20 protein-coding genes and 1 tRNA gene are annotated in these 22,730 nt (G+C 65.7%); 12 read left to right on the top strand and 9 right to left on the bottom strand.

Features of this window, described 5'->3' with window-relative positions:
* Window positions 1–286: 286 nt before the first annotated feature.
* The gene (locus tag EH231_RS34705) at window positions 287–562 is read left to right on the top strand and encodes a DUF6131 family protein (protein WP_164480704.1); all 276 of its coding nucleotides are present in this window, start codon (window positions 287–289) and stop codon (window positions 560–562) included.
* 3 nt (window positions 563–565) lie between these two features.
* On the opposite strand, the gene EH231_RS09565 is transcribed toward EH231_RS34705, so the two are convergent.
* Window positions 566–1,447: an alpha/beta fold hydrolase gene (locus EH231_RS09565; RefSeq protein WP_124712302.1), complete on the bottom strand. Its 882-nt coding sequence runs from the start codon at window positions 1,445–1,447 to the stop codon at window positions 566–568.
* 141 nt (window positions 1,448–1,588) lie between these two features.
* Between EH231_RS09565 and EH231_RS09570 the strand changes: the two genes are divergently transcribed.
* Both EH231_RS09570 and EH231_RS09575 read left to right on the top strand, forming a co-directional pair.
* Window positions 1,589–2,434 carry a magnesium transporter gene (locus tag EH231_RS09570; protein WP_124712303.1) on the top strand — a complete coding sequence of 282 codons (846 nt, stop codon included), beginning with the start codon at window positions 1,589–1,591 and terminating at the stop codon, window positions 2,432–2,434.
* The gene (locus EH231_RS09575; RefSeq protein ID WP_234927204.1) at window positions 2,431–3,657 is read left to right on the top strand and encodes an NRAMP family divalent metal transporter; all 1,227 of its coding nucleotides are present in this window, start codon (window positions 2,431–2,433) and stop codon (window positions 3,655–3,657) included. Before EH231_RS09570 ends, EH231_RS09575 begins: the two co-directional genes overlap by 4 nt.
* Window positions 3,658–3,713: 56 nt before the next feature.
* Here EH231_RS09575 and EH231_RS09580 read toward each other — a convergent pair whose 3' ends face one another.
* Entirely contained in the window at window positions 3,714–4,421 is a 708-nt protein-coding gene (locus tag EH231_RS09580; protein ID WP_164480826.1) for a sensor domain-containing protein, read from the bottom strand.
* Window positions 4,422–5,043: 622 nt separating this feature from the next.
* Here EH231_RS09580 and EH231_RS33785 point away from each other — a divergent pair.
* Both EH231_RS33785 and EH231_RS09595 read left to right on the top strand, forming a co-directional pair.
* The gene (locus EH231_RS33785) at window positions 5,044–7,458 is read left to right on the top strand and encodes a polymorphic toxin-type HINT domain-containing protein (RefSeq protein WP_241177919.1); all 2,415 of its coding nucleotides are present in this window, start codon (window positions 5,044–5,046) and stop codon (window positions 7,456–7,458) included.
* 5 nt (window positions 7,459–7,463) lie between these two features.
* Window positions 7,464–7,868, top strand: coding sequence for a hypothetical protein (locus EH231_RS09595; protein ID WP_090431482.1), 405 nt, complete (start codon window positions 7,464–7,466; stop codon window positions 7,866–7,868).
* A gap of 57 nt (window positions 7,869–7,925) precedes the next feature.
* Here the strand turns inward: EH231_RS09595 and EH231_RS09600 are convergent.
* Window positions 7,926–8,002 (bottom strand) — tRNA-Ile (locus tag EH231_RS09600).
* Between the two features lie 94 nt (window positions 8,003–8,096).
* Here EH231_RS09600 and EH231_RS09605 point away from each other — a divergent pair.
* From EH231_RS09605 to EH231_RS09615, 3 genes are read left to right on the top strand one after another with little or no spacing between them, the layout of a single operon-like run.
* Entirely contained in the window at window positions 8,097–8,477 is a 381-nt protein-coding gene (locus EH231_RS09605; protein WP_164480828.1) for a phage holin family protein, read from the top strand.
* 17 nt (window positions 8,478–8,494) lie between these two features.
* Window positions 8,495–9,526: a threonine aldolase family protein gene (locus tag EH231_RS09610; protein WP_124712305.1), complete on the top strand. Its 1,032-nt coding sequence runs from the start codon at window positions 8,495–8,497 to the stop codon at window positions 9,524–9,526.
* Window positions 9,527–9,556: 30 nt separating this feature from the next.
* Entirely contained in the window at window positions 9,557–10,756 is a 1,200-nt protein-coding gene (locus tag EH231_RS09615) for a serine hydrolase domain-containing protein (protein ID WP_124712306.1), read from the top strand.
* Here EH231_RS09615 and EH231_RS09620 read toward each other — a convergent pair.
* On the bottom strand, window positions 10,753–11,580 hold the full coding sequence (locus EH231_RS09620; protein ID WP_090431488.1) for a carboxymuconolactone decarboxylase family protein: 828 nt from the start codon (window positions 11,578–11,580) through the stop codon (window positions 10,753–10,755). The two genes, EH231_RS09615 and EH231_RS09620, sit on opposite strands and share 4 nt — an antisense overlap.
* 22 nt (window positions 11,581–11,602) lie before the next feature.
* Window positions 11,603–12,508, bottom strand: coding sequence for an Lrp/AsnC family transcriptional regulator (locus EH231_RS09625; RefSeq protein WP_090431490.1), 906 nt, complete (start codon window positions 12,506–12,508; stop codon window positions 11,603–11,605).
* Between the two features lie 272 nt (window positions 12,509–12,780).
* Between EH231_RS09625 and speB the strand changes: the two genes are divergently transcribed.
* From speB to EH231_RS09640, 3 genes are read left to right on the top strand one after another with little or no spacing between them, the layout of a single operon-like run.
* Window positions 12,781–13,740, top strand: coding sequence for an agmatinase (gene speB / locus EH231_RS09630; protein WP_090431492.1), 960 nt, complete (start codon window positions 12,781–12,783; stop codon window positions 13,738–13,740).
* Window positions 13,733–15,337, top strand: a complete 1,605-nt coding sequence (locus EH231_RS09635) for a thiamine pyrophosphate-binding protein (protein WP_090431494.1) — start codon at window positions 13,733–13,735, stop codon at window positions 15,335–15,337. Before speB ends, EH231_RS09635 begins: the two co-directional genes overlap by 8 nt.
* Before the next feature lie 16 nt (window positions 15,338–15,353).
* Entirely contained in the window at window positions 15,354–16,829 is a 1,476-nt protein-coding gene (locus EH231_RS09640; protein ID WP_090431496.1) for a sodium:solute symporter family protein, read from the top strand.
* Here the strand turns inward: EH231_RS09640 and EH231_RS09645 are convergent.
* The 4 genes from EH231_RS09645 to EH231_RS09660 are packed head-to-tail and all read right to left on the bottom strand — an operon-like array spanning window position 16,822 to window position 20,989.
* Window positions 16,822–17,508, bottom strand: a complete 687-nt coding sequence (locus EH231_RS09645; RefSeq protein WP_124712307.1) for a YwaF family protein — start codon at window positions 17,506–17,508, stop codon at window positions 16,822–16,824. The two genes, EH231_RS09640 and EH231_RS09645, sit on opposite strands and share 8 nt — an antisense overlap.
* A 15-nt stretch (window positions 17,509–17,523) precedes the next feature.
* On the bottom strand, window positions 17,524–18,885 hold the full coding sequence (locus tag EH231_RS09650) for a metallopeptidase TldD-related protein (protein WP_124712308.1): 1,362 nt from the start codon (window positions 18,883–18,885) through the stop codon (window positions 17,524–17,526).
* On the bottom strand, window positions 18,882–20,399 hold the full coding sequence (locus EH231_RS09655; protein ID WP_124712309.1) for a TldD/PmbA family protein: 1,518 nt from the start codon (window positions 20,397–20,399) through the stop codon (window positions 18,882–18,884). Before EH231_RS09655 ends, EH231_RS09650 begins: the two co-directional genes overlap by 4 nt.
* A gap of 35 nt (window positions 20,400–20,434) precedes the next feature.
* Window positions 20,435–20,989: a P-loop NTPase family protein gene (locus EH231_RS09660; protein ID WP_090431504.1), complete on the bottom strand. Its 555-nt coding sequence runs from the start codon at window positions 20,987–20,989 to the stop codon at window positions 20,435–20,437.
* A 33-nt stretch (window positions 20,990–21,022) separates the two neighbouring features.
* Between EH231_RS09660 and EH231_RS09665 the strand changes: the two genes are divergently transcribed.
* Window positions 21,023–22,690: a sulfatase-like hydrolase/transferase gene (locus EH231_RS09665; protein ID WP_124712310.1), complete on the top strand. Its 1,668-nt coding sequence runs from the start codon at window positions 21,023–21,025 to the stop codon at window positions 22,688–22,690.
* Window positions 22,691–22,730 lie beyond the last annotated feature (40 nt).

The raw sequence follows: 22,730 nt of genomic DNA on the forward strand, positions 1-22,730 counted from the left end.
GCCCTCATGGGGCTGCGCCGCTTCATCTTCTAACAGCGGGCCGATCACCGTGATCTCCCGCTAGCGCACCGTAGGGAGCGCTGCAGCTCCGCCGGGAGTCCTGCGCCAGTGCGAAAGTGCGCCGCAGCAGCGCGAGGTCGACATCACTCGGGGCGGGCTCGGCGTGAGCCTGCGCCACACCGACGGCCGTTGCCCCGGCCGGCCCGGCCAATGCCCTGCCCCGAGCAACACCGTCCGCCGGTGCAGATTCGCCATGGTCGGGGATGCTATCGCCCAAAGACCGGGGTTGACCTCGGAATTCGGCGCGTGGCCCTGGGATCGTGGGGCCACACGTTTGAATATCGACGAATATGGCAATTACTTCGAGCGACAGACCCATGGGGTTCCTACGTCGAACGGATTGACCATGATCGTGCTCGGCATCATTCTCTTGTTGATCGGCTACTTCGCCGGCATCTCGATCCTGTACACCATCGGCGGAATTCTCCTGGTGATCGGCATCATCCTGTGGATCCTCGGCGCCGTCGGGCGTCCGGTCGGCGGGCGAAAAGTCTGGTTCTAGCGCTCATTCCGCCAGAAACCGGCGGAGGTAGGCGGCCATCTCGTCAGGGGCGGTGTCCAGGGCGAAGTGGCCGCCGTCGACGATATGCACCTCGGCGTCGGGTAGATCTCGTTTGACGGCCTCGGTCTCGGCGATCAGAAACGACGGATCGTACCTGCCCCACAACACCATTGCGGGCGGGCGATGCTCGCGGAGCCAGGCACCCCACGCGGGGTAGGACGCGACATTGGTCCGATAGTCGTAGAACAACTCGACCTGGATGTCGCCCTGTTTCGGATCGATGAGGAATCGAAACTCGTCAGTCCACAGGTCAGGGTCGTAGCGCTGCGGGTTCGGGTCGGAGCCGACATGGCGTTGCCGAGTTGCCTCCAGCGACAAGAAGTTCGCCCGCAATGCAGGCTCGTGGGCCGCTCGGTCAGCCCAGAACGCCCGCCGTGCATCCCACAGGGGCCCGAGCGCGTCGGGATGCAGGGCGGCGTTCTGCACGATGAGGCTCTGCAATCGTTCCGGATGTTTGGTGACGATCCGCATACCCACCGGCGCACCGTAGTCCTGGAAGTACAGGTGATACTGCGCCAGACCGAGGTGCTCGGTGAACCGGTCGATGACCGTGGCTATGTGGTCGAAGGTGTAGTCGAACGTTTCGGGATCGGGCCAGCCACTGTGGCCGAACCCGGGAAAGTCCGGCGCGATGAGTCGCAAGCGGTCGGACAGACGCGCGAACAGCGGATCGAACATTCGCGATGACGACGGAAAGCCGTGCAGGAGAAGCAGTACCGGTGCATCGCTCGGGCCGGCCTCACGGTAGAAGATCGACACCCCGTCGACCTCAATGGTGCGGTAGGCGACCGGGTGGTTCGGCCGCACAGGGCTCGCGTCGGGCATGCAATGCTCCTTGTGAGGTCTGGTGACCCCTCCCCGATCATTAGCGGGGACGGCATCGCCCCATGCAACCCGGGAACGTCTAGTACTCACCGCGTCGGCGTTCATCACACAGCCCAGCGGTCTACCCGGCATGCTGATGGCGTGCTGTTACTCACCCAAACCGTCGGGCGCGACGTCATCGACGACGGCGGGCGCGTTCTGGGCAGACTTGGCGATTTGACCGTTCGACTCGATGCAGACGATTTGGTCGTCGACCGCATCCTCGTTCACGCTGGGCGCGGTCGTGGCCTGTTGCTGCCCTGGACGAGCGGCACGTCAATTCAACAACGCACAATCCGGCTCGCCTCGAGCGTCTCCGCGATGGCTCACGCCTCCGATGATTCCGCGTTGGAAGCTGACGAAATTCAGCTTGTACGCGATGTTCTCGACACCCAGGTCATCGATATCACCGGCCAGCGGCTTGCACGAGTCGCCGACGTGGTACTCGCGCGCCGACGTGACGGCCGCGTCCAACCTGTCGGTGTCGAAGTGGGATTCGGCGCAGTGCTGAGAAGGCTCGGCCTCGGGCAGCTCGTCTCTCGATTGGCGCCCGACACTGTGGCTTGGGCTGATGTCCACTTCACCTCCGACCGGGGACATGCCGTGCAGTTGGCCACGCCCCGCGCAGCGATGCATCTATTGGATGCGCGCGGCCTGGCCAACCTTGTCGCCCGTCTCGACACGGAATCTGCCACCGAGATCCTCACTGCCAAAGGGCCTGTGGTAGCAGCTGACGTGATCCGCGTCAGCCACCCTGTCACCGGCGAGCGGATGCTTCGAGCCATGACCGAATCGGCAGCGGCTGACGTCATCGAGGCCATGCCAGAGCGGCATCGAGCGCATTGGCGCGGGCGGCTGGCTCACCGATACACGCGGCACAATCGGCCGCTATTGCGGTCCCACGTATGGCCCCGCCGCCGCCACGAGGCAACGGACTCGCCGAGGTGAAGCGTCGGCTCACGCTTTCGGCGCTGCTGCTGGTCGTCGGACCGGGACTGCTTGCCGGCCTGTCCGACGACGACCCCGCAGGCATCACTACCTACTCGGTGCTGGGAGCCAGCTACGGGTATCAGCTGCTGTGGGTCTTGCTGCTGTCCACGGTCGCGCTGGTGATGTTCCACGGGCTGGCGGCACGCATGGGAGTCGTTACCGGACAAGGGTTGATCGGTCTGGTGCGTCAACGCTATGGCGTGCGTCTAGGCGCTGTCACACTATTGGCGCTGGTAACCGCGAATGTCGGCACCATCAGCGCGGAGTTCGCTGGTGTGGCGGCAGGTTTTGAACTCTTTGGCATCGTCCGCTATGTCAGCGTTCCCGTGGCGGCGTTGGCGGTGTCAGTCCTCGTGCTGCGGGGCAGTTTTCATCGCGTCGAACGTGTGTTGTTGGTTCTGTCGACCGTGCTCCTGGCCTATGTCTTTTCCGGCATTCTCGCCAAGCCGGACTGGACCGATGCGGCCCACGGTCTGCTGGTACCCACGATGCCCTTCGACAGCCATGCGATAGCGATAGTCACCGCGACTGTCGGGACGACGCTCGCACCATGGGGTCTGTCGTTCATCCAGTCATACGCCGTGGACAAGAAGTTGCGCGCAGAAGACCTCAAACTCGAACGCGTCGATGTCATCATCGGTGCCCTGCTCACCGGAGTCATCGGGTTCTTCGTCGTCGTCGCGTGCGCTGCCACCCTGCATCGCAACGGACGGACCATCAGCGATGCTGCCGATGCGTCAATCGCCTTGCAACCGTTGGCAGGCGACGCTGCCGCCACGCTATTCGCCGGGGGCCTCATCGGCGCAGCCCTGTTGGCCGCCTCGGTCTTGCCGCTGTCAACGGCATATTCAGTGTGCGAATACAGCGGCTTCGAAGCTGCCTTGGACGACGGGTACCGGCAGGCCAGAACGTTCTACCTCACCTTTGCCCTGGTGACTGCGCTGGGAGCGCTTGTCGTGGTGATCCCTGGGATTCCACTGGTGACCATCTTGGTCGCCACTCAGGTTCTCAACGCAGTGCTGCTCATCCCGCTGCTGTGCGTCATGATCGCCATTGGACGCGACGAAAACCTCATGGGCGAACTGAGATTGCGCCGAGGGAGCGTAATCGCATACTCGGTCGTTACTGCCGTCGTCATTTCGTGTGTGGTAGCGCTTGGTGTGGTCGCCGTCCTGGGCTGATAGCGAGGCCAGCTGCTGCACCACACCTTTCGCTGAGCATCCCTCTAGGTTCCGATCTACGAAATTATCGGTGGTGCATCGATCCGTGCGGAGATCTGCTTGACGATCTTGGCAGCCGAATCGGCCGGGTTGGCGCTGCAGGTATTGACGTCGACCACGATGTTGTTGTTCGCGGTCAAAGCCCGACCGCATGCCCACCCGCCCGCCTGGGCGTTGGACTGGGTCGCCACAGTGCTCAGCACGCCGCCGTCGGTCGAGATGGGTCCCACGTCCCACAGAGTGCCGGTCTGCGTGTGGGTGTAGTGCTTGCACGCCGGCCACTGTTGCACCGAGGAGTTGTAGAAGGCCTTGGCCTGTTCGGCGTCCGCGAATCGAACCACAGCCTGCTTGGCGTAGTGGGCGAGGACGTCCGGCTCGCTCAGCGACACCTCTTGCTCGTCGGTGAATCCGCTGTCGGCATACACGGGCGCCTGCGCGGCACCGTCGACCGCGAGGCACTCACGGGGCGCCATCGTCCCGCTGTCATCGGACATTCGGGAGTCGGTGCCCGTGACAGTCATTCCCCCCGCGGCCATGGCCGCGTTGATCTGTTCGGGCGAAAGCAGCAATCGGGGCAGGGTTTTCTGCCTCAGCGGCGTCGGGGGAAACGACGTGATCATCGGAGTGGTCGGGGTATTCTCGGCCGCCTGGTGCGTTGACTGACCACAGCCCGCGGCAAGGGCGCAAGCAGCAGCAATGGTGATCACGGTGGTCGCAGTGCGCATTCGTCGTTCCCCCATTTCTGCGCCGCCACATCGAGCCAGGGTGGTGTCGACCCGTAATGGATATGTCCAGGGAAACAGCGAAGGCGTACTCAGCGCAGAACATTTGCCGTAAAGGTCAAAGACTTTCCGAAACCGTTATCGAAACACCATCAACCACGGGGTGGTCTTACGGTGCGGGCCGCGTCCGCCATGAGATCGCCTGCCAGCACGCAGCTCTGCATTCCCGCCCACATCGCACACGATGAACGATTGCGTCAGCCACGGAAGTTCCAGACATAGCAAACCATATCGATAAAACACAGCCAGTCCTTCAGCTCCGGAAACGATGTTGCTAGACGCCTACCGCCGTGACCCGGAGGCCGCTGCCCCCTTGACGGAAATATTGACTCTCATCACGATAATTTCGCAGTAAGTACCTGGTAGTTGACGAGTCAATCACCGACAGCTTAGAGTCCCGAAACAGGATGGGCGCGCGTTACTGGCTTCACTTATCGTTTGCTGATCGGGGGATCACATGAGAGACAGTCGGAGCGATCTGTCCAATCAGGCAAATTTCCTTCATGGGGCCCAGCAAAGCCTCTGGCTGAGCTGGACTGCACGATGGCTCGCCATCTTGTGCGCGGTGGCGATTACGGTCAGCGGGCTGCACCTGATCGCACCCCCTCCGCAGCAGCCCGAGGATGGCGTGGCGGTGACAGCGGCATCGGCGGTCGAAGGGTTCGCCGATGGGGCAGTTGCCGCGTTCGGAGACTCGGCGGTGGGTACCGATCCGTTGCTGTCTCCGCAGCAGCGCCGTGCGGGGTTGCCCGCCGATCCGGGGGCGGGTCTGACCTCACCCACGGCGGCGGGCCCGGTGCAGGTCGTACTGCCCGGTGGCCTCGGTCCCGCTCAGCACAGCGCCGGTGGCCAAGTTGTCTACCCGAATGATGGTGCCGGATTTGACATGTTGGCCGAAAATACCGGCACTGGCACGCGCACCGTCGCGCGGATCAACGGCCCGGCCGGGCCGCGGATGGTGACCACCTTCGTGCGAACCCCCGCCGACACCGTGATGCTGGCCCACACCAACGGCTACCTCACGATCAACCGGGCCACCCCGACCGCTGAGACCATCGGCATGTTCTCCCCAGCTGAAACCCGGGACTCCACCGGCGCTTTGGTACCGAGCTCGTATGTGGTCAAGCAGCTCGCCCCGCAGTTGTATGTGTTGGCCGAGATCTTCGACCCTCAACCGGGCACGACGTGGCCGGTGTATGTCGACCCGCCGCTGCACCTTTCCCGACCCGGCGGCGCCGCGCCGCCCGAAGGACTATTCGATTCGGTCACCAACGCGGTCAACTCGGTCGCGAACACGGTGACCGCGGCAGCCTCCACCGCGATGTCGGCCACCGTCTCCGGAGCGAAAGCTGTCGGCACTTTCGTCAAAGAAAACCCGCTCGAATCGGCCATGCTCGTCGGCGGCGTCGCCCTGGCGCTGACCGGCGTGGGCGGACCCGCCAGCGCGGCCATGATCGCCTCGGCCACAGTCAACCTGGCCAGCGCCGGTGTTGATATCGCCGCGGCCGCAATGCCCGACAACCAAGCACTGGGCATAGCCTCTAACGTGCTCGGCGCCGCTTCCATGGTCACCCCGCAGGGCGCAACCAAAAAGGTCATCAAAGAAGGCGTCGAGCAAGCGGCCGAACAACTCGCCAAACACACCGATGACATCGTCGACGTCGCCAAAGCCGCACCCACCCCACCAGCACAACTCGCCGACGAGGTGGCGGCCGCCGCCGCGGCGAAACCGCCCACCCCGCCGGGGTTGTCGCCGAAGGCACCCAACGCGCCGCCGGCTGGGGCGAGAACAGCGGAAATACCCTGTGCGGGACAGTCGTTCAGCCCCGAAACGTTGGTGCTGTTGGCAGATGGCACCAGTCGCCCTATAGCCGAAGTCGATATCGGTGATCTGGTGTGGTCCACTGACCCTGCCACCGGCCGGTCGGGACCCCAAACGGTTCAGGCGGTGCTCGTCAATCACGACACCGATCTCCTCGACCTCACCATCGCCAACGCCGCCGGTGGCTCGTCGGTCATCAACACCACCGAACGCCACCCGTTCTACAGCCCCAGTCGCGCGCAGAACCCGGTTCGCAGCCTGGCAGCCGCCGCCACACCGAGTCAGGCCAACGGACCCGGCTGGACCGACGCGGCGGATCTTCGATCCGGTGACGGCCTCTACACCCCCAACGGTGATGCCGCACAGGTCAAGTCAGCTACACCCGTGGACGGTGACGCCCACATGTGGGACCTGACCATCGAGAACACCCACACCTTCTACATCGCCACCTCGACCGCACCGGTCCTTGTCCACAACTGCCCGATGCCGGCCGACTACGGCCCCAAGAGCCTGCCAGCCTGCACAAAACTCGATTGCGGACACACCACCGAGGTGCCGTCGGCTGTCTACAACGAAAACGTTGTTCCCGGTCACTACAACCACAACCTTGACGCTATCGAGAACGGTCGCCCAGAGATCCTCACAAAAGGTGACCCTAAAGACACGGCTCAACGCCGTCGACAAGCAACCGGGCACCTACCACCCGCAGGAGAGGGGAAGGTCAAACACGAATACCCCTATGCGTCATCGGAAGAGGGCGGTAAGGGCGCACACGTCACTTCACAGCTACGCAGCGAATCGGATATCGAGGGCGACTTGGTTCGCTCCCTCAATCGTGATCAGAAGGTGCGTCCTGGGGATCAGTTCACGACGACCTATCGGGGTACTGACGGGAAAACGCGCTGCCCAGAGTGCGCGAACAAGCAACGTTACAATCCGCAGGACGCGAGCCGTCAAGGCGTCATTCAACCCTCCGTTCGCCAGCAGGGTTCACAGGGCGGCACTCGCCAAGCTCAGAGCATGAAACAAACAAAGGCCAAATCCAACAAGAAGCCGGACCGCAAGAAGGTGAAGCAGAAACGCAAGCAGAAGCACCAAGATAAGAAAAAGCAAAAGAACAAAAAGAGTAAACAGAACCACAACAAGCCAAAAGGGTAGACTTAATGCCAGATCCGCAGAACTTGTTGATTCTAGAGACGGAAGTATTTCCCGACTACCACCGGGTCTACATCGAGGATTTCGACACTTCCGACGGTGCGGAGTCTGGCGAGTCGGCGTGCACTTCCACGGACCATTCTGTACTGGTGAAGACCATAACCTCGGATGAAGCCATTGACAGCGGCACCGACATTCGCGTGAGGGTGTACAAGGGAACTTCCGAACAGTCTCTGGGTGAGCGCATCTATTCGGGCGAATTGACTCTTGACAGTGGATATCTAGCGGTAGGAAATTCCGAGGATACTATCGCCAAGTGCCCTTTTGAGCTCGGTGAAACGATCCACCTCCAGATCTTTGCGGACAGGCCGTCAGCAGCGCGCGAGGTCAACGTTCTGATAGATCCCAAATGATCATGGCCGGCTGGCCGTGCGCAGTTGGGCTGAAATACCCGTAGCTGGGAAGCCAGATGGTGGGGCGGGCGGGGCTCGAACCCGCGACCTAGGGATTATGAGTCCCCAGCTCTGACCAACTGAGCTACCGCCCCCGGCGCATCTGCGCGGCAATATGGTCGCACACGCCGCAGGCACAGACGCCAATCAGGGGCCGCAGGCAGGCTTGTCGCGGCTACGCTCACCCCCATGATCCGCTTTCTGCTGCGCATCGCGATCTTCCTGGGTTCATCGGCCATCGGCTTACTCGTCGCCGCGTGGCTGGTTCCCGGGGTCTCGGTGTCGGCATGGGGCTTCGTCACCGCGGTGGTGATCTTCGCCGTCGCACAGGCGATCCTGTCGCCGTTCTTCCTCAAGATGGCCAGCCGCTACGCGTCGGCGTTCCTGGGCGGAATCGGGCTGGTCTCGACCCTGGTCGCGCTGATCCTGGCCTCGGTTCTCACCCACGGCCTCAGCATCCGCGGCATCGGCTCCTGGATCGCCGCCACCGTGGTGGTCTGGCTCGTCACGGCCGTGGCGACGGTGGTGTTGCCGGTGCTGTTCGTCAAGAAGAAGGTCGCCTCGAAGTAGCGCTCGTCGGTGGGATCATGGCGGACGTGCCTTCTCACGCGTTCGCCTCGGACAATGCCGCGCCCGCACACCCGAAGGTGATCGACGCGATCGTCGCGGCCAACGACGGCGCCGTCGCGTCCTACGGGAACGATCCCGTCACCCAGCGCGCGGCCGAGGCCATCAAGACGGCGTTCGACTCCCCCGGCGCCGAGGTGCTGTTCGCACTCACCGGCACGGCGGCCAACATCATCGCGCTCGCCACCGCGGTGCGGCCGTGGCAGGAGATCCTGTGCAGCGATATCGCGCACTCACTGGTTGACGAGGCCGGCGGACCGGTCCGGCTCTCCGGCGCCCCGGTGACGAAGCTGCCCAGTGACAACGGCCTGATCGACCCGGCCCTGCTCGATAGCCAGGTGGCACGCCGCGGGCCGGTTCACCACTCGCAGCCACGCATCGTCACCATCACCCAGTCCACCGAGAACGGCCGCGTCTGGGCCCCGCAAGCCATCAAGGACTTCATCGACCACGCCCACGATCTCGATCTGCTCGTCCACATCGACGGCTCCCGCATCGGCAATGCGATTGCCGCGCTGGACATCTCTGCCCCGGCTGCCATCGCTGACGCCGACATCGTCACCGTCGGCGGTACCAAGAACGGCATGCTGATGGGCGACGCGATCCTGGTGCGCCGTCCCGAGTTGTTCGATGGAATTCAGTTCGTGCAGAAGCAGATTGGCCAGCTCGCCAGCAAGCAGCGTTTCATCGCGGCGCAGTTCGAGGCGATATTGAACGACGGGCTGTGGCTGCAGACGGCCGCCCACGCCAACCGGATGGCCACCCGGCTCAGTGCAGGCTTGCAGGCACTCGGCCTGACGCTGACCTGCCCCACGGAAGCCAACGAGATCTTCGTCGACCTCGACCCAACCGCCTACGCCGCGGTCTCGTCCGGCTACGCCGTCCACCGGCCCGACCCGCTGCGGTCCGCCGTGCGGTTCGTCTGTTCGTGGGCGACCACCGAGGCCGAAGTCGACGGCGTTCTACGACTGTTGGCATCGAAAACGGTGTAGCGCCGAACCCTGGCGCGGGACCATGAAGCGATGAAGGCGTCGCGCCTCATCGTCGCAACAGCACTGGCCATCGTGAGCTGTTCAGCCTCGGCGCCGGCGGCCCTCAAGTCCATCGACTCGGCCAATTTCCAGACGGTCGTGGAGAACGCCGCCGCCACGATGCGCGTACCGGGGGCACTGGTTCTGCTGCAAACCCCAAAGGGCACGTTCGTCGCCAAGGTTGGTACCACCGAACTGGGCACGACCTCGCCTCCACAACCCGATACCCACTTCCGGATCGCCTCCAACACCAAGACCATGACGGCCGCGTTGATCCTGCTGCTGGCCCAGGACGGCAAGGTCACGCTGGACGATCCGATCGCGGAGTATGTGCCCCGCGTCCCCGACGGCAACGCCATCACGCTGGCCGATCTGCTGACGATGCGCAGCGGGCTGTACTGCTACACGTTCGCACCGGAACTGTCGGCCCAACTCGACGCCGATCCGGCCAGGGCCTGGACCCCGGCACAGGTGCTGGCGATCGCGTTCGACCATCCGCCGAATGCGCCGCCGGGCACCGCCTATGAATATTGCAACACCAACTACGCGCTGCTGGGCCTGGCGGCGGAGAAAGCCGGCGGCTCCCCGCTGGCCGAGCAGTTCGACCGCCGCTTGTTCGGCCCACTCGGGATGCATGACACCACGCTGCCGGCGGCCGGCGACCCCTCCCTGCCCGAGCCGTACGCGCACGGGTACATGTACGGAAAGACTTTGTACGCGTTGGTCGATGAGCCCTATCCAGCCGATCTGGTGGCGGCAGCGCGGGCCGGGACGCTGCCGCCGATCGATTACACCCATCAGAATCCGTCGTATGCCACCGCGGCCGGCGGTGCCATCTCCACCACCGACGACCTGGCGATCTGGATCCGGGCACTCGTCACCGGCGCCGTGTTCGACGGACAGTTCACCCAGCGATGGCGCGAGAGCCTGCGTCCCGAAGATCCGGACCACCCCGACGGCCAACAGTACGGCTACGGCATCAGCTATCAGCGGTTCGGCCCGCATGCGGCGATGTACTACCACGGCGGCGAACTTCCCGGATTCAACTCGTTCATCGGGTTCGACCCGGATAACGATGTGGCACTGGTCATCTGGACGAATCTGACGCTGTCGCCGGAAGGCAAGACCACGGCAAACGCGCTGCTGCCCACTGTGCTCGACCAGGTTTACACCGGCCTGAACCTGGGCTAGCTGTAGATCGGCTGCCCGTCGGCGCCCAGCCGGTACTCCTCGGTGCCCTCGTCGATGCGGGCGGCGTCGGCGCCCAGCGCCACGGCCACCTTGTTGCACGCGTTGCGCATGACATCGAGGGTCAGCTCGACCGCCTCTTCCTGCGAAAAGTGTTGACGTAGTTCCTCACCGGACACCTGGGCCGGGGTCCAGATGAGCGCGTCGACATAGCGCAGTGCGGCCTTGTGGCGATCGGACAGGTCGGAGTTCTCGAAGTCGTCTATGCCGTCATAGTCCGACTCGGTGGCACCGGCCTCCAGTGCCGCGGCCTCCCGCAGCGACTTGCACAGCCGGCAGTTGTGCTGGCGGGCCCCGCGCAGCCGCACGATCTCGGAGGTCACCGGGTCCAGTTCGCGCAGCCGGCCGACGGCCGGGACGAAGGTGTCCAGCACATAGTCCGCCGGGTTGGTGTCGTGGTCCCAGTCGACAGGGCCTGCGGGCCAGTCCACGCCCAGGGAGGACAGCCCGGCACGCATCCGCGGCACGAAATCGGCCACATAGATCAGCGTCGTCACCGTGAACACGTCTCGCCCGAGAAGATCAGCGAAGGCGGCCCGCTGCGCGGTGTTGATGCCCGTGACGTCGATGCTGAACTGCTCGGCGAACTCGGTCACCATCGGGTCGACGGCGCCGCCGCGCGTCTCGGCAGGCAGGGGCGGCAACCCCAGCGTCGAGGCACACACTTCACGCACCGCGGCATTGATATCGGCCAGCCGCGGTGGCGATACCGCGACCAGGCCCGTCAACTCACTGAGCACATCGGCAGACACACCGGCAGTATCCATCAACAGGGGCGCCGTCGTGCGATTACCTGGGCACCGATTCCAACACCTCCAAACCCGAGGCGTAACTCTCCTTGACCACGTCCAGGTGGACCCAGCTGTCGACGACGCCGACCCCGGGCAGCGCCCGGATGGCGTCGAGGATCTCGACCAACTGCGCAGCCGAAAACGCCCGCACGGTGGCCAGCAGATCGAACCGGCCGAGCGTGCGGGCCACGAAGATGACCGACCGCATGCCCCGAAGTGCCGACACCACCTCGTCCCCGGCTCCGGTCAGCCGGATACCGAGCCCGAGCGCACTTTGACGGTCCTGCCCGGAATGGCGAACCACGGCACCGATGCGCACCACCTGCGACTCGACCAACCGCACCACCCGCCGTCGCGCTCCCGCGGGTGAAAGGCCCACCGTCGCGGCGAGATCCACATAGGAAGCCCGCCCGTCGTCCTGCAGCGCGCGCAGCAGGGCCAGGTCCAGATCGTCGACCTCGACGCTGACGTCACCGACCGGTCCGACGACGTCGCGCAATACCTCGACGTAGGTGAGCGTGTCGACACCCACGACACCCGCCATCGCGCGCAACTCGGCGATCACACCGTCGATGTCTCGGATCGACCCGACCCGCACCTCGGCGATCAACCCGTACGCACCGCTCGTCAGCGACAGGAACGCGACGTCGACGCGCTGGGCCAGACTCGCCGCGATCGGCGCAACCGGTCCGTCGACCATCACGCTCACATGGGCCAGGGCTCCACGGCCGAGCACGGCGGGATGCACGACACCACGGATCACAACCTGCCCGCCGTCGATGAGGCGCTGGGTCCGGGCCGCCGCCGCCGATCGCGACAAGCCCACGCGCTGGGCGATATCGCGGTGAGTCAGCCGCCCATCACCTTCGAGCAGGCTGATGATCTCCTCGTCCACCTCGTCCATCGGGGCCACCGCCTGAAAATCGGTCGAAAAATTTTCCTCACAAATCTACCGGCAAAACGATCGCTGAGGCGTTCAGAAGACGCTCCTTCTGATCTAAATGACGCGTGCTGCAGGCATATCAAAATTATCCACGCGTGAGTCACGATCGAATCGATTGCATGCTCTGATCTGCGGGTTTACCGTAACGCACATCACATTCACTTCGGGCAATGTGTCATCGCCACGAGTGACGACACACCTGAACGCGCCCCAACCGCAGAGGAAGTGACAGCATGACCGCCCCGATCGGCCCCGTCGACGCATCGAAGATCCCGCGCTTCGCCGGCCCGGCCACCTTCGCCCGCCTGCCTCGTCTCGACCAGGTGACCAAGGCCTCCCAGAAGGCAGACGTTGTCGTCGTCGGAATTCCTTTCGATTCCGGCGTCTCCTACCGGCCGGGCGCCCGGTTCGGCCCCACCCACGTGCGCGAGTCCTCACGCCTGCTGCGCCCCTACAACCCCGCGATGGACGTGTCTCCGTTCGAGCTCATCCAGGTCGCCGATGCCGGTGATATCGCGGTGAACCCCTTCAACATTCACGAGGCCATCGAGACCATCGAGGGTGCGGCCCGTGACCTCACCTCCGACGGCACCAAGCTGGTGACCATCGGCGGTGACCACACCATCGCGCTGCCCTTGCTGCGCGCGGCCGCCGCCAAGCACGGCCCCGTCGCGCTGGTGCATTTCGATGCCCACCTGGACACCTGGGACACCTACTTCGGCGCCGAGTACACCCACGGCACACCGTTCCGCCGCGCCGTCGAAGAAGGCATCCTCGACACCGAGGCACTGTCACACGTCGGCACCCGCGGGCCGTTGTACGGCAAGAAGGATCTTGAGGACGACCGCCGCTTCGGGTTCGGCATCGTCACCTCGTCCGACGTGTACTACCAGGGCGTGCGCGAAGTTGTCGACAAACTCCGGCAGCGGCTCGGGAACCGACCCGTCTACGTGTCGATCGACATCGACGTGCTCGACCCGGCCCACGCCCCCGGCACCGGCACACCCGAGGCCGGCGGCATGACGAGCCGCGAGCTGCTGGAGATCCTGCGCGGTTTCCGCGGGCTGAACCTGGTGGGCGCCGACGTCGTGGAGGTCGCCCCGGCCTACGACCATGCCGAGATCACCGGCATCGCCGCGTCACACGTCGCCTATGACCTGGTGTCCCTGCTGGCCTTGGGGCCCGATGCGTAACGGCGGCGACCTCGTCGTCGAAACCCTTACCGCGCTGGGTGTCTCGCATGTGTTCGGCATCCCCGGCCAGAACGCGCTGGGCCTGTTCGACGCCATCCGGCGCAGTGACCTGACGTTCGTCAGCTCCCGGGTGGAGAACAACTCCGCGTTCGGCGCCGACGGGTACAGCAGGGTCACCGGCGAGGTCGGCGTGCTGTTCCTGTCCACCGGCCCCGGTGCGTTGACCGCGCTGGGCGCGCTGCAGGAGGCTTACGCCACCGGGGTGCCGGTGCTCGTGATCGCCAGCCAGGTACCGCGATCGGGCATGGGCCTGCGCCGCGGCATGCTGCACCAACTCGATGATCAGAAGGCCAGCGCGGTCAACGTCACCAAAAGCGTCGCGACGGTGCGCCACGCCGCCGAGATTCCCAGTCTGATCGCCGACGCCTACGCGTTGGCCCGCTCGGCTCCCGCCGGGCCGACCTGGGTGGAGATCCCGCAGGACGTCCTGCTGGAGCCGACGGCGGTGCCGCCGGTGGCCGCGCTCGATGTGGCACCGACGCAACGTACCCCGCGGTCCGAGTTGATCCTGGAAGCCGCGGCACTGCTGAATTCCGCGCAGCGACCGGTCATCTTGGCCGGCGGCGGTGTCCGCCGGTCCGCCGGAGGATCCGAAGCGTTGGTGGAGCTGGCCGAAAAGCTCGGTGCCCCCGTGGTTTCCACGGTCGGCGGCAAGGGCGCCATCGCCTTCGACCACCCGCTGTCGGCTGCCTCGTGGATCGAGGACCGCTACACCACCGAGATGCTGGAGGACGCTGACGTACTGGTAGCCGTCGGCACCGCGATGGGTGAGGTCACCAGCAACTACTTCACATTCGCCCCGCACGGCCGTCTCATCCACATCGACGCCGAGGCGCGCGTACTGGAGGCCAACCACCCCGCCCTGGCCATCCACGCAGACGCCGCGCAGGCCATGCGTGCGCTGGCCGATCAGGTTGAGTCGCGCGACAACTCGGCGGGCGCCGCCCAGGCCGCGGAGTTGCGAAAGGCTGTGCAGGACAGGCTTGCCGGGCAGGACGTGGCCACCGAACTGCAGCTGATGGCCGACCTTCGGGCCGCGGTGCCCTCGGGCACCCACACCTTCTGGGACATGACGATCGCCGGCTACTGGGCCTGGTCGGTGTGGGACCCGCAAGACGGTGGGTTCCATTCCGCCCAGGGCGCAGGCGGTTTGGGTTTCGCGTTTCCGGCCGCGCTCGCCGCGGCGATCGCCACCGGCCGGCGTACCTTCGCGGTGTCCGGTGACGGCGGGGGCATGTACTCGATCGCCGAACTGGCCACCGCCCGTCAGCACGACGCCAACGTCACCTGGCTGATCGTCGACGACGGCGGCTACGGCATCCTGCGCGAGTACATGACCGCCGAGTTCGGTACCGCGACCGCCACTGAACTGGCCCGGCCCGACTTCGCCCGACTCGCAGCCAGTTTCGGGATACCAGCGCACACCGCCACGCCCGACAACGTCGGCGAGATCGTGGCCGCCACATTCGACACCGACGGTCCGGCGGTGGTTGTCCTGCCCGCAGTGCTGAAGATGTTCGCTCCCACTCACCTCTGACCGAAGGATTGACATCGTGGGTAAACCAGTCGATATCGCGATCGTCGTGATCTATCTCCTCGCGATGCTCGCCTTCGGGTTCTGGGGCAAGTCCCGGACCAAGGACTCCGCGGACTTCCTGGTCGCGGGCCGACGCCTCGGGCCCACGTTGTACACGGGCACCATGGCGGCCGTCGTACTCGGCGGCGCCTCGACCGTCGGCGGCGTGGGCCTGGGCTATAAGTGGGGAGTTTCCGGCATGTGGCTGGTGGTGGCGATCGCCATCGGCCTGCTGGCCCTGAGCCTGTTCTTCGCCGGACCCATTCAGCGCCTTCGCGTCTACACCGTCGCGCAGATGCTGAGCCTGCGCTACGGAGTCGACGCGACGTCGGCCTCCGGGCTGGTCATGGCCGCCTACACGCTGATGCTGTCGGTCACCTCGACCATCGCCTACGCGACGGTGTTCAACGTGCTGTTCGGCACGGGCCGAACGCTTTCGGTGATCATCGGCGGCGTGGTCGTCATGCTGTACTCGTCGATCGGCGGCATGTGGTCCATCACCCTGACCGACATGGTTCAGTTCGTCCTCAAGACGATCGGCGTGTTCTTCCTGCTGCTGCCGTTCACCTGGCACCGGGCCGGCGGCTTCGACGGCATCCGGGAACGCGCCGGTGATGCGGTGTTCGACCTGACCGCGATCGGCACCGACACCATCATCACGTTCTTCGTGGTCTACAGCTTCGGAATGCTGATCGGACAGGACATCTGGCAGCGGGTGTTCACCGCACGCTCCCCCCAGGTCGCCCGATGGGGCGGAACGACGGCTGCGCTCTACTGCGTGCTCTACGGAATCGCCGGGGCGTTGATCGGCCTGGCCGCATCGACCTTCATGCCCGACGTCAAGGCCAAGGACGACGTGTACGCCCAGATCGCGGAAGCGATCCTGCCCGTGGGGATCAGCGGCATCGTGCTCGCCGCGGCCGTCGCCGCGATGATGTCGACCGCATCGGGCGCGCTGATCGCGACCGCCACGGTGGCCCGCACCGACATAAAGCCGCTGTTGCTGCGCCTGATGGGCCGCAGCCCGGCCGAGGCCGAAAACCCGGAGGTGGACGTGCATTCCGACCGCCGGTACGTCGCGGTGCTCGGCATCGTCGTCATCATCATCGCCGCACTGCTCAACGACGTGGTCGGTGCGCTGACCATCGCCTACGACATCCTCGTCGGCGGCTTGCTGGTGCCGATCCTCGGCGGGTTCCTGTGGAAGCGGGCCACCGGTGCCGGTGCGTTGGCGGCGATGGCGGTCGGAACGCTCGTCACGCTGGGCACCATGGCGGTCGTCGGGGACGTGCTGGCCAACGAGCCCATCTACTACGGCCTGGTGTCCAGCCTGATCACCTACATCGTTGTCAGCCTGGCGACTCCCCGCACGTCCACCGAAGTACTGCAGGTGTGGGACGACCGACTGGCCGGGCGCGACACCGCCGAGGTCGACGAGGTGGCCGCTACCTAGCCTCGCGCCGTTCCCACGGCCAGGTCATGAGCGCCCACACCACAGCCACCAACGCACTGGCCACCAGGACGTAGACGGGCCACGGACCCATCAGATCGAGAAGCGACGCGGTGGCGGGTCTGGCGTTGAGGAACCCATAGTTGGTATCCGCGATTCTGTTGAACGTCATGGTGACTCCGGCCCACACCACCGTCACCACGACCACGAACCGGTAGTCACGCCAATGCGGGCGCATGCCGCGACCCCAGGTCAGATAGATCGCCGTCCAGACCACGAGCAGATGGATCGACCAGAACGCCAGGAACTCGTAGTGCGGGAAATCCGGGCTCTTGAGGACCGGTGAGATCAGCGCCTGCGTGCTCAGTACCAGACCCCAGTAATACGTGAGCACGAATGCCCAGTGCCGCTGCGACCACAGCGCGTAGGCGCCGACGACAGTCGCCAGATCGGTCAAGCGCAATGGCACAGACCGTTCGATGGACGGCGGGATGAGCGTGTAGACGAGCATCGCGACGTAGATCGCGGCCGTCAGTGCACCGAGGATGCGGCCGAACACCCGGGAATGGTGTTCGGTCTGACGGCGGCCGAGCCAGACCACCAGCACAGCCCCGACGACAAACACGGCGATGGCGGTCCAGTGCGACGGACCGTAGGCCGTGAATTGCCGTCCCGACAGCACATCGGCCTCCCTAGCTCATTGCGCTTGACTCACCGAGGACATGTGGAAATCCGGGATCCGCAGGGTCGGCATCGACGCGCGGGTGGCCCAGTCACCCCACTCGCGTGGCAGGGTGACCTCGCTGATGCCGGCCTCCGTTGCGCGCCGCAAGAGGTCCAGCGGGCTCTCGTTGAACCGGAAGTTGTTCACCGCGGCGCTCACCTCGCCGTCCTCGACCAGGTAGACGCCGTCCCGGGTGAGCCCGGTGAGCAGCAGCACGGTCGGGTCGACCTCGCGGATGTACCACAGCGTGGTCAACAGCAGGCCGCGTTCCGTGCCGGCGATCATATCTGCCAATTCTGTTGTGCCACCGGTCATCAGCAGATTGTCGGCGGGCACCGCGACCGGTGTGCCGTATTCGGCGGCCACCGCCCGCGGATAAGCCAGCGCGTTGACCACCCCGTCGCGGATCCAGTCCACCCGGCCGATGTCCATCCCGTTGTCGAAGATCGACACGCGCTCCGAGGAACTCGGCACGGCAACGAACGGTTGGCAGGCCAATGACTGCGCGAACGGGTCCGAATACAGCGTCAGGCCCAGATCGGTGAGCTTCTCCCCCACCCGGGTCCCGCCCGGCGCCGACAGCGCGCTGCGCCCTTCCTGCGCCCCGCGGCCGTCCATCGCCCAGGTCAGGTAGATCATCATGTCGGCCACGGTCGAGGGCGGCATGAGCGTCTCGTAGCGGCCGGCCGGCAACTCGACGGTCCGCTTCGCCCACCCCAGCTTCAGCGACAGCTCGTCCAGCATCGAATCTACCTGCACGTCAACGAAATCCGGGGTGCTCACCCCCGCCCAGACACTCGCCCCGTCCCGCTTGGCGTTGATCTCCACCGATCCGGTCGGCTGGGTGTAGCGACGGCGCAGCCCGGTCGACGTCGCCAGGAACGTCGTCTCCATGACATGGCGCGCATATCCGTAGAGCTGGTCGGAACCGGCGAACCCCTTGGCCAGGTCTTCGGCGATGCCGGTGAACACCTGCGCACCGGTGCCCACCACCGGCGCATCCCAGTCGGCCGGCATTCCTGCGCCCGGTAACGGCGGTGCGGCATCCCGGGCCTCGGGTGAGGCCGCCGCGGCGCGCTGGGCGGTGGCCACCAGGTCCGGGATCACCACCGGATCCACTTCGGTGGAGCGCACCGATCCGACATGCGCCGCGTCGCCGCGGCGCACGATCGAGATCACCGTGATGGTCCGGCCGACCGTCTCACCGTTGGTGGTCATCGAGTTACCGGCCCACCGCAGCGATGTATCGGCCCGCTCGGTGACCAACACAATCGTCTCTGTGCCCGGATCTGCTGCGGCCAAGGCGATGTCGACGACCTGCTGTGCGCCGATCATCGGCCGCCCTCCGTCCGGGTGTTCAGTACGTTGATGCCGCGGAACAGGGCGCTCGGGCAGCCGTGGCTGACCGGGGCCACCTGCCCGGGCTGGGCCTTGCCGCAGTTGAACGCACCACCCAGGCGCCAGGTCGACGGTCCACCGACAGCCTCCATCGCACCCCAGAAATCGGTCGTGGTGGCCTGGTACGCCACGTCGCGCAGCTGCCCGTCGAGTCGGCCGTCGCGAATCCGGTAGAACCGCTGGCCGGTGAACTGGAAGTTGTACCGCTGCATGTCGATTGACCAGGACTTGTCGCCCACGACGTAGATGCCGTCCGACACGCGTGAGATCAGATCCTGCGTGCTGAGATCTTCCGGCCCCGGCTGCAGCGACACATTGGCCATCCGCTGGATTGGGACATGGTGTGGCGAGTCGGCATATGAGCAGCCATTGGAACGGGCCTGCCCGAGGCGGGGAGCGAACACCCGGTCCAGCTGATAGCCGACGAAGACGCCGTCGCGCACCAGGTCCCAGCTCTGCGCCCGCACCCCCTCGTCATCGAAACCGACGGTGGCCAAGCCGAATTCCACGGTGCGGTCCGCCGTCACGTTCATCACGGGCGAGCCGTAGCGCATGGTGCCGAGCTTGTCCGGAGTGGCGAACGACGTCCCGGCGTAGGCCGCCTCGTAACCGATCGCCCGATCGTATTCGGTGGCGTGACCGATCGATTCGTGAATCGTCAGCCACAGATTGGACGGGTCGATGACCAGGTCGGTGGGGCCCGCGACAACGGAGGGCGCCTTGGTCTTCTCGGCGAGCAGTGTCGGCAGCTCGGCCAGCTCAGAAGTCCAGTCCCACACGTCGTCGCCGGCCAATGCTTCCCAGCCCCGCGCCGTCGGTGGGACCAGCGTGCGCATGGTCTCGAACGACCCGGCAGCGGAGTCGACGGCGACCGCCTCCATCGTCGGCATCACCCGCACCCGCTGCTGGGTGATCGAGGATCCGAACGTATCGGCGTAGAAGGTCTGCTCCTTGACCGCATGCACTCCCGCCGACACATGGTCCACACCGTCGGCCGCCAGCAACCGGCCGGAGTATTCGCCGAGCAGCGCGATCTTGTCGGCAACGGGGACGACGAACGGGTCGACACCGTAATCGGACACCCAGGTCACATCGGTGTAGACCGGTTCGCCGGCCAACTCGATGCGTTCGGCGTTCAACGGAGCGAGCGTCGTGGCCACCTGCACAGCGCGGCGGGCCGTCTCGGCTGCCACCTCGGGCGCCAGTTCGGCATGGGAGGCGAATCCCCACGCGCCGTCGACGATCACCCGCACCGCCAGGCCCACCTCGCGGTTGACCACAGACATCTCCAACTCGCCGTCGCGCAATTGAATGATCTCGGTGGTGATGCGGTGAATCCGCAGATCGGCATAGCTGGCGCCGGCGGCGGCGGCCGCGGACAGTGCCGCGTCAGCCAACTCGAACCGGGGCAGCTCCAGGAAGTCGGCGTCCACGCGTCGTTGAGCTGTCACGCTCCTACGGTAGCGGCGCTGCGGGGTGACTTGGTTCAGGTGGGAGCAACGCGGCGCAGCCAGGCTTCGACGTCGCGGTGGCGTGTGAAGCGGACGATGTGCAGATGGGGCGCCTGCGATGCCAGCGCAGGGACGGTGTCGCGGAGCTTGTTTCGGGTGCGGAAACCCCAGCGCAAGATGTGGTCACGGTCGGTGAAGATCGTGCGCAGCGGCGGTTCGATGTTGCCGTTCCACAACTCGAGGCGGCCGAGACGTCGGCGAAGGGTGCGACGCGTCAACTGACGCAGGGCCACCGGGGTCGGCAGGTCCAGCCACAGCAGGGTGTCCGCGCGCGTCACGATCTGGCTGCGCACGGCGCGGTACTGCCATTCGATCACCCAGGAATCGCCCGCGATGAACTGCTCGACATCGCTGATGAACGTGGGTCGGGGTTCCCACCCGGGTCCGTGATAGAGACTGTCGATCTCGACGTACGGCAGGTCCAACTGGTGCGACAGTCGCGTCGCAAGAGTCGTCTTGCCCGACCCCGTCACCCCGGCGACGGCGATGCGCCGCGGCTCCCAGGTCACTGGATCTTGAGCCGTCAACACCCGACCGATCGTAGCGAGGCCTAACGTGAGGACATGGCAGAGCTCAGCAGGCGGACAGTCCTAGGTGGTGCGGCAGTGGCCGCCGGCGCGGCCGCGGTCGGATTCGGCGGCTACGAACTGCTGGGCAGGCGCGGCCCGGGCCCCGCCGGCCAGCCCAACATCCTCGTCGTCATCGTCGACCAGATGCGGGCCCCGCAATGGTTCCCCGATACCCAGCAGCTCGGCGCGTTGTTGCCGAGCCTCGACCGGCTCCGCGCCCGTAGCACCTCGTTCGGCGCGCACTACAGCGCGTCGAACATGTGCACGCCGTCGCGCGGGGTGCTGACCACCGGGCTGTACTCCCATCAGACCGGCTGCCTGTATACCGGCGAAGGCCCCACCGAGTCGACGCTGGCTGCCCGGTTCCCGACGTGGGGGACGATGCTGCGCGACGCCGGCTACCGCACCTGGTGGTGGGGCAAGTGGCACCTGGGCAGCGTGGCCGACAACACGCCCGACGGCCTGGACGTCCACGGCTTCTCCGGCGGCACCTACCCGTCCCCCAACGGCGCACCGAACCAGGGCCTGCAGCAAGACCCGTCGATCGTCGACCAGTTCGCCGGGTGGTTCGACGCCCACGCGAACGAGGGCCCCTGGTGCACCACGGTGTCCCTGGTCAACCCGCATGACATCTGCTGGTGGCCGAAAAATCCTCTGCCAGAAGATGTTCCGCACCGGTTCAGCGCGAAGCCGGTCAACTTCGAGACTGCGGACGACCTGCGCCGCCGCGGCAAGCCACAGTTGCAGATCGACTACATGAACTTCATGTCGCCGCTGATGACCGGCGCGATGGACTACACCGGGCCCGAGTCAGCCGCGCAGTGGGCGCGGTGCCTCGACATGTACCTGTGGCTGCATCAGCAGGTGGACACCCAGATCGGCCGGGTACTCGACATCCTGGCGGCGCGCCCGGACATCGACGACAACACCGTCGTCGTGTTCACCTCCGACCACGGCGAGTACGCCGGGTCGCACGGCCTGCGCGGCAAGGGCGCCGCGGTCTACGAGGAGAGCATCCGGGTGCCGCTCTACATCCGCGACCCATCGGGTCACCTGACACCCGGGCCCGGCGACACCCGCACCCAGCTGACTTCCAGCGCCGACCTGGCGCCGCTCTTGCTGACCATCGCGCACGGCGGGACGGACTGGCGGTCCGACTCCCGGTACTCCTACCTGGCGAGCCGCACCGACATCGCCCGGATCGCCGCCGATGCGGCGGCACCGGGACGGGCGTGGGTCGCGCACGCCACCGACGACATGTCGGTGGAGGAGATGGCCGCCTTGATGAAATCCCCACTGGCAAAGAAGTTCTTCGGCACGGACGGCCCACCCACCGAGATCCCGACGTCGGCACCCAGCCACATCGTGGCCGTGCGAACCCAGGACGCCAAGCTCGGCATGTACACGTACTGGAAGCCCGGCAGCATGGACATCGACACCTCACGGCCCATCCAGCACGAGTTGTACGACTATGCAACCGATTCCGGCATTCACGAACTCGACAACCAAGCCGGCCGCAGTGCCAAGCAGGCCGACTTGCAGGCACTTCTCGACCACGAGGTGCTGCCCGAACTGCGGGCCCCGCTGCCCGAGTTTCTCGATGAGGCACAGGAGCAGGGGCTGGCGAACATGAAGGAACTCGCCACGTTGCGCGGAGGCTGAACCCGGTAGCTGAAACCGCTTCCCGGCGGCGCCTGACGTA

This window comes from Mycolicibacterium nivoides, from assembly GCF_003855255.1.
Lineage (GTDB): Bacteria > Actinomycetota > Actinomycetes > Mycobacteriales > Mycobacteriaceae > Mycobacterium > Mycobacterium nivoides.

Coding starts and splice junctions, on each gene's coding strand:
- EH231_RS09565 (WP_124712302.1), bottom strand. CDS start 1,447: ATGCCCGACGCGAGCCCTGTGCGGCCGAACCACCCGGTCGCCTACCGC.
- EH231_RS09620 (WP_090431488.1), bottom strand. CDS start 11,580: ATGGATACTGCCGGTGTGTCTGCCGATGTGCTCAGTGAGTTGACGGGC.
- EH231_RS09625 (WP_090431490.1), bottom strand. CDS start 12,508: ATGGACGAGGTGGACGAGGAGATCATCAGCCTGCTCGAAGGTGATGGG.
- speB (WP_090431492.1), top strand. CDS start 12,781: ATGACCGCCCCGATCGGCCCCGTCGACGCATCGAAGATCCCGCGCTTC.
- EH231_RS09615 (WP_124712306.1), top strand. CDS start 9,557: ATGAAGGCGTCGCGCCTCATCGTCGCAACAGCACTGGCCATCGTGAGC.
- EH231_RS09650 (WP_124712308.1), bottom strand. CDS start 18,885: ATGATCGGCGCACAGCAGGTCGTCGACATCGCCTTGGCCGCAGCAGAT.
- EH231_RS09610 (WP_124712305.1), top strand. CDS start 8,495: ATGGCGGACGTGCCTTCTCACGCGTTCGCCTCGGACAATGCCGCGCCC.
- EH231_RS09605 (WP_164480828.1), top strand. CDS start 8,097: ATGATCCGCTTTCTGCTGCGCATCGCGATCTTCCTGGGTTCATCGGCC.
- EH231_RS09595 (WP_090431482.1), top strand. CDS start 7,464: ATGCCAGATCCGCAGAACTTGTTGATTCTAGAGACGGAAGTATTTCCC.
- EH231_RS09580 (WP_164480826.1), bottom strand. CDS start 4,421: ATGCGCACTGCGACCACCGTGATCACCATTGCTGCTGCTTGCGCCCTT.
- EH231_RS09635 (WP_090431494.1), top strand. CDS start 13,733: ATGCGTAACGGCGGCGACCTCGTCGTCGAAACCCTTACCGCGCTGGGT.
- EH231_RS09665 (WP_124712310.1), top strand. CDS start 21,023: ATGGCAGAGCTCAGCAGGCGGACAGTCCTAGGTGGTGCGGCAGTGGCC.